Origin of the sequence: Halomonas sp. 3D7M (assembly GCF_014897885.1) — a bacterium.
GTDB lineage: Bacteria > Pseudomonadota > Gammaproteobacteria > Pseudomonadales > Halomonadaceae > Vreelandella.
This window is the reverse complement of the sequence record NZ_JABUZF010000099.1, coordinates 1-9,366: the sequence shown is the minus strand read 5'-3', so window position 1 is coordinate 9,366 and position 9,366 is coordinate 1. Positions and strand designations below refer to the sequence as shown.

General features: G+C 50.3%; 8 protein-coding genes and 1 pseudogene. 5 read left to right on the top strand and 4 right to left on the bottom strand.

The features are described from left to right. Window positions 1-77: 77 nt before the first annotated feature. The 3 genes from INT22_RS04385 to INT22_RS04375 all read left to right on the top strand — a co-directional run bounded on the left by INT22_RS04385 (window position 78) and on the right by INT22_RS04375 (window position 4,063). Complete coding sequence (locus INT22_RS04385; protein ID WP_193067735.1) at window positions 78-1,088, top strand: TAXI family TRAP transporter solute-binding subunit; 1,011 nt, start codon at window positions 78-80, stop codon at window positions 1,086-1,088. Between the two features lie 153 nt (window positions 1,089-1,241). Beyond that, the gene (locus tag INT22_RS04380; protein ID WP_193067734.1) at window positions 1,242-3,101 is read left to right on the top strand and encodes a TRAP transporter permease; all 1,860 of its coding nucleotides are present in this window, start codon (window positions 1,242-1,244) and stop codon (window positions 3,099-3,101) included. 74 nt (window positions 3,102-3,175) lie between these two features. Then, window positions 3,176-4,063 (top strand): LysR substrate-binding domain-containing protein, encoded by an 888-nt coding sequence (locus tag INT22_RS04375; protein WP_193067733.1) that lies wholly within the window; start codon window positions 3,176-3,178, stop codon window positions 4,061-4,063. 223 nt (window positions 4,064-4,286) lie between these two features. Here the strand turns inward: INT22_RS04375 and INT22_RS04370 are convergent, their stop codons facing one another. The 4 genes from INT22_RS04370 to INT22_RS04360 all read right to left on the bottom strand — a co-directional run bounded on the left by INT22_RS04370 (window position 4,287) and on the right by INT22_RS04360 (window position 8,051). Beyond that, window positions 4,287-5,414: a mandelate racemase/muconate lactonizing enzyme family protein gene (locus INT22_RS04370; RefSeq protein WP_193067732.1), complete on the bottom strand. Its 1,128-nt coding sequence runs from the start codon at window positions 5,412-5,414 to the stop codon at window positions 4,287-4,289. A 14-nt stretch (window positions 5,415-5,428) separates the two neighbouring features. Continuing rightward, entirely contained in the window at window positions 5,429-6,007 is a 579-nt protein-coding gene (locus tag INT22_RS21750) for an AbgT family transporter (protein ID WP_319022032.1), read from the bottom strand. Window positions 6,008-6,033: 26 nt separating this feature from the next. Continuing rightward, the gene (locus tag INT22_RS21745) at window positions 6,034-6,852 is read right to left on the bottom strand and encodes a hypothetical protein (protein ID WP_446718927.1); all 819 of its coding nucleotides are present in this window, start codon (window positions 6,850-6,852) and stop codon (window positions 6,034-6,036) included. Window positions 6,853-6,887: 35 nt separating this feature from the next. Beyond that, complete coding sequence (locus INT22_RS04360; RefSeq protein WP_193067731.1) at window positions 6,888-8,051, bottom strand: M20 metallopeptidase family protein; 1,164 nt, start codon at window positions 8,049-8,051, stop codon at window positions 6,888-6,890. A gap of 253 nt (window positions 8,052-8,304) precedes the next feature. Between INT22_RS04360 and INT22_RS04355 the strand changes: the two genes are divergently transcribed. Together INT22_RS04355 and INT22_RS04350 are read left to right on the top strand one after the other, a co-directional pair. Further along, on the top strand, window positions 8,305-9,186 hold the full coding sequence (locus tag INT22_RS04355) for a LysR family transcriptional regulator (RefSeq protein WP_193067730.1): 882 nt from the start codon (window positions 8,305-8,307) through the stop codon (window positions 9,184-9,186). 33 nt (window positions 9,187-9,219) lie between these two features. Beyond that, window positions 9,220-9,342: pseudogene (locus tag INT22_RS04350) on the top strand (NYN domain-containing protein); the annotation flags it as partial. Window positions 9,343-9,366: the final 24 nt, after the last annotated feature.

The following is a 9,366-nucleotide window of genomic DNA, read 5'->3' as shown; positions in this document are numbered from 1 at the left end:
CCGATCCCCAGACGGTCGGCTTGCGAGAATTGCTAAGCAGAATTTTATTATAAATAATTTAATTAGCAGGAGTTAACATGAAAAACATTACTTCTAAAGTACTGTCACCAAAAGTGCTATGCGGCGTAGGCGCGACTCTTCTGTTGGCAGGTTGTGGTGGCGACAGCAAACCTAATATTGCTATTGGCCCCCCTGCCAGCACCACTCAAGGCGTTTCCCAACTACTTTTTGATGCCTACGGTATTGGTAGCGATAAGTACAAGACCTATCAAGAAGGCTTTGGTGCTGCACTCGATGGTGTGCAAGATGGCAACATCGATATTTCTATCGGCATTCTTGGTCTACCTTCTGGCAGCATCGAGAACTTACAAGCCTCAAGTGGTGATGCACGCCTAATTAGTTTAAGCGATGACGCTATTGACTATATTGAAGAGAATAGTGCCTATAAGCGCTTTACGATTCCCGCTAATAGTTATGCTTTTCAAAATGAAGATGTAAATACTATTACGGCTTATGCCATTTTAGTTGGCAACACAAATACTATTGATGAAGACCTGGGTTATGAACTCGCGCGTTTAATGCATGAACATGCTGAAGAAAACACGCACTCTCAATCTGCGTTCATTACCCTTGAAAATGCACTCAATGGTTCAGAAGGTCTCCCCATTCACCCCGGTGCTAAAAAATATTACGAAGAGCAAGGCCTCACCGTAAATAACCCGGTTGCGGAGCTTGGCGAAACTGAAGCCAAAGAAGAGTTTATTTTAGGTACCGGTAGCCAAGGCGGCACTTACTACCCACTAGGCGGTGAGATGGCCACCATTTGGAACCGTTACCTGGAAAACCATAACTTCACCAATATTGAAACTGGCGCTTCAATCGAAAACTTAGTGAGCATTCGTGATAACGGTATGGATCTCGGGATGACCGTACACGCACCGGCACAAGATGCCGTTGCCGGACGCGGAGAGTTCGAAAGTGGCGCGATTGATAACGTCGCCTTTATCGGGCACATCTACCCTGAAGTCATTCAGATTATCACCCGTGAACGCTCCAATATTGACAGCCTAAGTGATCTAACTGATTGATGTTCCCTTTTCGCCGCTGGCTAAGCCAGCGGCGTTATATGTATGAGGTTTAATCGTGGATAAAAAAAAACTCCTGACGAAGCGGCGCTTTTAGAAAAGTATGATCGTGAGTCACAAGTACGCTCTGCACTACAGCTAGGCAAGTGGGGCTGGATGATCACCCTCATGGGTGTATCACTGACGTGCTTTCATCTCTATACCGCTTATTTTGGTACGCTCCCGTCACAGCAGCAAGGCGCTGTCCACTTAGGGCTTGCCTTGGGGATGATCTTTATCTTATTCCCTGCAACGCGCGGTGCGGGCAGGCGTAATGGCGTGCCGTGGTACGACGTAATACTCGCCTTCGTAGCCACCTTTGCCGCCTACTATAAAATCCTGTTTTATGAAGAAGTCCTGCGTGCAAGGGTTACGGGCTATTCAGCCTTTGACCTAACAATTGCCGCACTCGGCGTGCTGTTTGTACTAGAAGCAACTCGCCGTACTGTTGGTATGCCAATTGTTGTCATGGCTACGTTGGCAATTCTCTATGCGCTGTTTGGCAACTTGATCCCCAGCCCTTTGCTTTCTCATCCGGGCTTCTCTCTTGAGCAGGTGTCTCCCTACTTATGGTTTAGGGAAAGCGGCGTTTTTGGCACGCCCCTGCAAATATCGGCGCGCTTTATCTTCTTGTTCTTGTTTTTCGGCGTTGTTCTGATGCATACCGGCGTCGGCCGATTCTTTAATGACTTAGCCTTTGCGTTAACCGGGCGCTTTACGGGTGGTGCCGGTAAAGCCGCCGTTATAGCAAGTTCGCTTCAGGGGATGATTTCGGGAAGCTCTATCGGCAACACCGTGGCTTCTGGCTCTTTCACCATTCCTATGATGAAAAATGCCCGCTTCAAGCCCGAAGTAGCAGGAGCAGTCGAAGCATCAGCCTCTACCGGCGGGCAGATCATGCCGCCCTTAATGGGTGCTGCGGCTTTTATCATGGTGGAGTACGTGGGCGTCTCTTACCGCGAAATCATGTTTTCGGCGCTGATTCCCGCCATTCTCTATTTTGCGGGTATTTTTATCGGGGTGCATTTCGAAGCCAAACGTCATCGCATTCTCGGCCTTCCTAAAGATCAATTGCCCAGCAAGCGTAAGCTGATACTGTCAAAAGGCTACATGCTGCTGCCTTTGCTGGTCATTATTACGACTATTAGCGTTGGCTTTACCGCTCAACGAGCAGCGCTACTGGGTATCGCATGTGCGTTCGCTGTCAGTTTGGCGCGCAAAGAAACACGCCCTTCGTTAAAAGATATATTGGTTATTTTTGAAAAAGGGGCGCGCGTGGCACTGCCAGTGATCGCAGCGGTCGCTTGCGCAGGCATTATCGCTGGCGTGGTAGGCATGACAGGCATGGGGTCAAAATTTGCTGCTGGCATTATTAGCTTAGCGGATGGCGTTTTGATACTTGCGCTGTTGTTCACGATGATTGCCTGTATTGTCTTGGGCATGGGGTTACCCACCACAGCAAACTATGTGGTCACTGCCACCATTGCCGCACCAGCACTGATTAATGAGTTCGGCCTTCCGCCAATGGCAGTGCATTTGTTTGTCTTTTATTTCGGCATCATCGCCGATATTACGCCTCCCGTGTGTTTAGCCGCGTTTGCGGGCGCAGGCATTGCACAAGCCAACCCCATGAAGACTGGCTTTACGGCGGTTAAATTGGCGATTGGTGCGTTTATTATTCCTTATGCCTTCATTTATAATCCTATGCTGGTATTAGTCGAACCTACGCTGCTGGGACTGTTAAGCGCGCTGTTCTTTTCACTCGTAGGGATTATGGGCGTCAGCAGCGCACTACTCGGTTACTTTGTACGTGATTCCTTCTTCGGGGAGCGTCTGGTACTGTTAGTCGCAGGGCTTGCCATGGTGGTTCCCGAGTTGCTAACCAGCGGCTTAGGCTTGCTTGCCATGGTGACAGTGGGCTGGCTTCAATCGCGCCGACCTGATAAATCCCAGGAGGCTGCAACGCTCGCCCAATGAGCCACTATAAAAACCTAGCTTCCCCCCGGCGCTTAGTCGCCGGGGCGGCTTTCAGGTCATCAGGAGCGCCAGGTTTGGCATCACGCAATCTTCCTTCTACGGCGGCTATGCAATGCTTTGAAGCAGCCGCACGCCATATGAGTTTTACTCGCGCAGCAGATGAGCTAAACCTCACCCAAAGTGCTGTCAGCAAACAAGTCGCGCACCTTGAAGCCACCTTGCAACACAAGCTATTTCGTCGCGTGCGACGCAGCCTGCTGCTAACCCCAGAAGGGGCCATTTTTTTAAGTGACGTACGCAAAGTGCTCACTCAAATTGAGATGTCGACGCAAGCGATAATGACCTACAGCGGTAATAGCGAGGTTCTTAAAATCGCCACCTTACCTAGCTTCGGTAGCCGCTGGTTGGCCAATAAGTTGCCCACCTTTCTAGCCGCCAATCCAGGCATTAGTTTGGAGTTTCATGACCGCGTAAAAGATTTCGATCTTGAGCAGCAAGATATCGATATTGCTCTGTTTTATGGCCATGGCAGTTGGCCAAGCCTTGCTTGTCATAAGCTTGTTGATGAGGATATGGTCGCGGTTGCTTCCCCTGAATTACTCGCTCGGCACCCCATCCAGTCAGTGGATGACTTAACACAACTACCGCTACTTCACCTCTCGACACGCCCTGACGCATGGCACCATTGGTTTGCAAACCAAGAGATCATCACTGACCGTAGCTATCATGGCACCCGCTTCGAGACCTTTCCTATGCTGGTGCGAACGGCAATGGCAGGCGGTGGGGTTGCACTGGTTCCTCACTTTACCGTCGATGAAGAGTTGGAAGGTGGCCGACTGACAGTCGCTTGGCCATATCGGCTGCTCAGTGAGAGTGCTTATTACCTTGTTTACCCTGAACACTTGGGGGAACTCGCCAAAGTGCGACGCTTTGTAGAGCATATTACCCAGTTCAGTGATTGATACTGGCACAATACTACGCACTGCTATGTTATAGCTAAACAACTAACAATTGCTTTGTGCCAAACAATTACCTCATTTAACCCCTATTAAAAGCTTAACGCTATTAATATGTTTATATATTCATACGCTTGAGATTTTATAACAGCATTGATAACTACCGGGCAGAAGCACCAAAGAAGAGAACATCTTCTTACGTCACTCCTACCCGAGAGTACATCTTGATTTAGTCAATGGTGTCGACAAATTCGCTGAGATCCCGCACTCGACTCCTATCGATAGTCACGCCAAGTCCAGGTGAGTCGTCCAACACAATATGCGTTTCATCTCCCGGCATCTGGGCAACATCCTCCCCAATCATGGCAGGTCCCACCAAGTCATTCGCAATAATATTGGGATCATTCGCAATAATATTGGGATGCGCCAGCGCTAGGTGGGCACCCGCGAGCGTCGCGATCGAGGACTCCACCATAGAGCCGATCTGGCAGGGTATATCCGCCGCCATTCCGACCTCTGCCATCGCCATAGCAGGACGTAAGCCGGAGGATTTCATTAACTTGATGTTCACCATGTCAGCAGCGTTTAGTTGAATCACCTCCAGCATTTCTTTAACACCATGAATAGGCTCATCAGCCATAATCATGGCATCAGTTGACTGCGTCACACGGGCCATGGCGGTGAGATTCTCCATAGCGACGGGTTGCTCAAACCAATCCACTTGATAGGGCGCTGCATGCCGAATGACCTGAAGTGCTTGCTTTGCACTCCACCCTTGATTGGCATCCACGCGCAACGCAATCGATCGATCTAGTGCTTCTCTAACCCGCGCAATCCGCTCAACATCATGTTCCGGCGTATCTCCCAGTTTGATTTTGATCGACTGATAACCGCGCCGAGCAGCCTCTTTCGCCTGACGCGCCATCTCCTCCGGCGCTAACATGCTGATAACGTATGGAAGTTCCAATCTAGTATGGCTACGCCCACCTAGCAGCGCATAAAGCGGCTTTCCGCACTCACGCGCCACCAGGTCGTGAAGCGCAATATCGAGAGCTGCTTTCGCCGAGGGGTTATGGCGAATTTTACGGTTGGCAGCATGATGGAATTGCGCAATATCACTGGCGTCGGCGCCCATTAGTAACGGCGCTAGCTCACGGGTTATGATTTCTCGTGCGCCAAGATACGTTTCTCCCGACACATGCTGATCTACCACGGCCTCACCCCAGCCAATCTGGCCAGAAGCAGTCTCGATGCTGACAATCAGGCTGGCGATATCGTGATAAGTGTCATAGGCAATCTTAAATGGTTGTTTAAGCGGAAGACGCACACCATAGACCGTGATTTTGTTAATACGCATTATTGATGCCTTATTTATGTCCAGGAAAAGATCTGAGCCAGCGCAATCATCAGACTTGCCATACCCAGTTGAAGAATCGCTAATGGAAGTATCCATTTGATCCACTTACTCCACGACACACCTGCCACCGCAAGCCCTGCCATGAAATATCCCGACGTTGGGGTAAGAATATTGGAAATGCCATCACCAAACTGAAACGCGAGGACAGCCGTCTGACGGGTGACTCCCACAAGATCCGCAAGAGGCACCATCAAAGGCATGGTCAGTGCTGCTTGACCACTGCCAGAAGGGACTAAGAAGTTCAGGACAAGTTGAACAAAAAACATACATACCGCAGTAACCACCGCGGGCATTCCGCTCAGCAGCCCTTCGAGATGATAAAGAATCGTATCCAGGATTTCCCCATTTCTCAGAATCACCAGGATGCCAAAGGCAAAGCCCACTACCAGTGCCCCCATCGCAATTTCCTGAATGCCTTCAACAAAGTGGTCGGCAATTTTATTCGGGTTCATACGCGCAAATGCACCGATTAAAATAGCCATCAAGAGAAAGGCGCCAGACATCTCACCGATATACCAGCCGTGACGTATCACGCCATAGGCAATAACAAGAATGGTGCCTACGAAAGCAGCGAGGACGAGTTTATCGGCAGCCNNACGAGTTTATCGGCAGCCGATAATGCACCTGGGTCTTCATTGGCTTGTGGTTTACCAAATTGGCGGCGGTCATTATTAAAGACAAGGCTCGCTTCGGGATGCGCTTTCACTTTGGCCGCATAGCGAGTGACGAAAGCAATACTGATACTGACGAATATTAGCCAGTAACAGGCCCGCAGAGTCATTCCAGAAAACATCGGGAGCTCAGCGATATCCTGGGCAACGCCAACGGTAAAAGGATTCATAAACGCTGCAGAGAAACCGGCACCAGCACCTACCAAAGGTACCGCTGCGGCCGTAATAGAGTCATACCCCAGCATACGCAGCAGCGGTGCAAGGATAATGATAAAAGCAATTGTTTCCTCTGCGAGCCCGAAGGTTGCTCCTCCCATCGCAAATAAAAGCATCAGTAAAGGGATAAGAATGAGATCACGCCCAGTAAGCGCATTACTGATACTGGCAACGACTTTTTGTAGTACCCCGGTTGCTTTCAGCACGCCAAACGCGCCGCCTGAGATAAAAATAAAGAAGATAATGCTACTGCCTTCACCCATCCCTTCAAAGACCGCCATGAACGGACTTAACCAGCCAGCTTCTTGCGCTTCCACCGCCGCATAACTGTCTGGCACTACAACCGTACGCCCTTGCTCATTGGCTATACGCTCATAACTACCCGCCTGAAGAAAGTGGGTTGATAAAGCAGCGAGACAGATAAAGCTAAACAACACGACAAAAATATGCGGGAAGCGAAATGTTGGTCGTGAACTCTTCTCGTGTGTCATTGTTTTTTCGAGAGACGTCATGGGGTATCCCCAGTTTATTGATGGTTATCGAGAAACTGCATTGCCACACTTGTCAGGAAGTCGCTTCCAATCGACAGAATGGCATCGTTAAAGTCATAGTCAGGCTGGTGAAGTTTTGGTGTTTGTGGCCCTGAACCATTGCCAATCCATGCATAGGCACCTGGAACATGGGTAAGAAAAGCCCCCATATCATCAGCTCCCATGCTGACTGGGTGCTCTACCAGCTGTTCATGCCCCCAACGCTGCACCACCACATCGCGGCACAGCTGGGCACAACCGCGGTCATTGGCAACCGCTGGTGTTGAAGGAACGTAGTCGAGTGTGACGTCGCACCCTGTTGCCTTGGAAACCCCTTCCGCCACGTCGCTAATTCGCCTCTCCAGACGTTTGCGTAGCTCAGGTTTAAAGCAGCGCGCGGTACCCGTCAGCCGAGCAGTCGCCGGAATAATATTGCTAGCATGGCCACTTTGCAGGCTACCCAGACTGATAACAGCGATGTCTTGGGGGTCAATATTACGACTGACAATCTGTTGAATAGCGGTTGTAAATAGGCTGGCCGCGACGATGGGGTCTGTTGTGAGATGAGGCATCGCCCCATGTCCACCGGTGGAGTGGAACGTCACCTCAAAGTCGTCGCTTGATGCCATATGAGGGACGTCATGGATAACAAAACGCCCGGCCTCTACACCTGGCCAATTGTGTAGTCCAAATATCGCATCAAGCGAGAATTTCTCCTGAAGCCCCTCCGCAAGCATCGCTTCAGCACCAGTACCAATTTCCTCGGCGGGTTGAAAAATCAACACGACATTTCCCCGCGCCGGGCGCTGGTTAACCAACTGTGCAGCAGCAGCCATCAACATTGCCGTATGGCCGTCATGCCCACATGCATGCATTACATTTGACTGGCTGGAACGATGCGAAAACTGATTAGCCTCCTCGAGTGGCAGAGCATCGAAATCGGCTCGAAGCCCAACGATTGCCCCCGTGCTGGCGCCTTTAATGACGCCGACCACACCGTGGCCGCCTATCTTCTCATGCACCTCATCTACCCCCAAGCCACGTAGCATCATTGCAATACGCTCAGCGGTTATAGACTCCTGGCCAGATAACTCTGGGTGCTGGTGGAGTTCCCGACGAAACGTGATCATTTTCTCAAGCTCAATGGCTGATAACGTCATGAGAGGTAAAACCTTGTTGTAAAGTGGTAAGCCTGGGAGAAGTGCGCCATCTGGCGTCCGCAGGAACGCATACTTGTGCAACATGAGTCGCGTACGCCGTTATGCGCTTAACCAGATTGGTTTTGAGTATGTTGTAACGCTTAGTGCGAATAAAATACTTCTTCCCGATAGCGTCATACCTTTATGAGATGAGACTTTAGTTGTATTTTCTGTATGAAATGAGACGCGCATCGTGGCGTCTCCGGGAGCGGACATGGACACAAAAAAACTAAGGTACTTCCTGGCGGTGGTCGAAGCGGGTTCGATATCATCTGCAGCCAAGCAGATACCGATCGCTCAGCCCGCCTTGACGCGACAGATACATCAGCTTGAAGCCGATATCGGGGCAATCCTGTTTTATCGTGACCGCAAAGGGGTATCTTTGACCCAAGCGGGGCATTACCTATATGCCAATGGGCAGCGCCTACTGTCAGAACTCGAAAGTGTCGCGAAGAAAACACGCGATATTGCCAATGGTTACCGTGAAAGTCTCTCGCTCGGGATTAGCACCATACATCCCTATATTCCCAGCATCACAGCACTCATCAGCAGATTTCGCTCACGCTACCCCTCAACACAGTTAACGCTAGAATCAATGTTGTCAGGCCCCCAGGCAGAGGCGATTCTGGCGGGTCGGCTCGATGCCGGCATTCTCTTCATTGAACGAGAAGATGAGCCACGGCTAGACTACTATCCGTTAGCCAGCTTTCGTATGGCGGTCTTCACCAGTCGATGCCACCCTCTCATAGCGACTACCCCGACCTCGCTTAAGGATTTTCACGACGCGCCATTCATTCGGTTTAGCCGAACCTCAACGCCGGGCAGCTTCGACCGGCTAGATAGATGCTTTCAGAAGGTAGGCTTCGAACCCAATACTGTTCAGGAATGTCGCGATGACATCACTATTCGCAGTTTGGTTGCTACGGGAATGGGGTATGCGATTATGCCCAGCATCATGGCACTCGGGGACGAAGACATTGTCGCCTATGAATTAGACGACTTGCCAATAGCCACGGATCTCATGCTTGCTTGGCAAAAGGGCCGCCAGCCAGCGGCAGTAAAAACACTATGCCAGCTCGCCGAAGAATCACATTGATTTCATCATTAACGACAAAAAAGATTATATCTAATGACAAAAGTTGCGATATTTGTTGATATCCAAAACGTCTATTACACCGTGCGGGAAGCGTATGGTAAGAACTTTGATTACAACAAATTTTGGGCACAAGTAACCGCTGACAGAGACGTTGTGGCGTAAGCGTTCATCCTACGACGT

Excerpts from the sequence above, each read along its gene's own strand:
- INT22_RS04385 (WP_193067735.1), top strand. The coding sequence starts at position 78 with ATGAAAAACATTACTTCTAAAGTACTGTCACCAAAAGTGCTATGCGGC.
- INT22_RS04380 (WP_193067734.1), top strand. The coding sequence starts at position 1,242 with ATGATCACCCTCATGGGTGTATCACTGACGTGCTTTCATCTCTATACC.
- INT22_RS04370 (WP_193067732.1), bottom strand. The coding sequence starts at position 5,414 with ATGCGTATTAACAAAATCACGGTCTATGGTGTGCGTCTTCCGCTTAAA.
- INT22_RS04360 (WP_193067731.1), bottom strand. The coding sequence starts at position 8,051 with ATGACGTTATCAGCCATTGAGCTTGAGAAAATGATCACGTTTCGTCGG.
- INT22_RS04355 (WP_193067730.1), top strand. The coding sequence starts at position 8,305 with ATGGACACAAAAAAACTAAGGTACTTCCTGGCGGTGGTCGAAGCGGGT.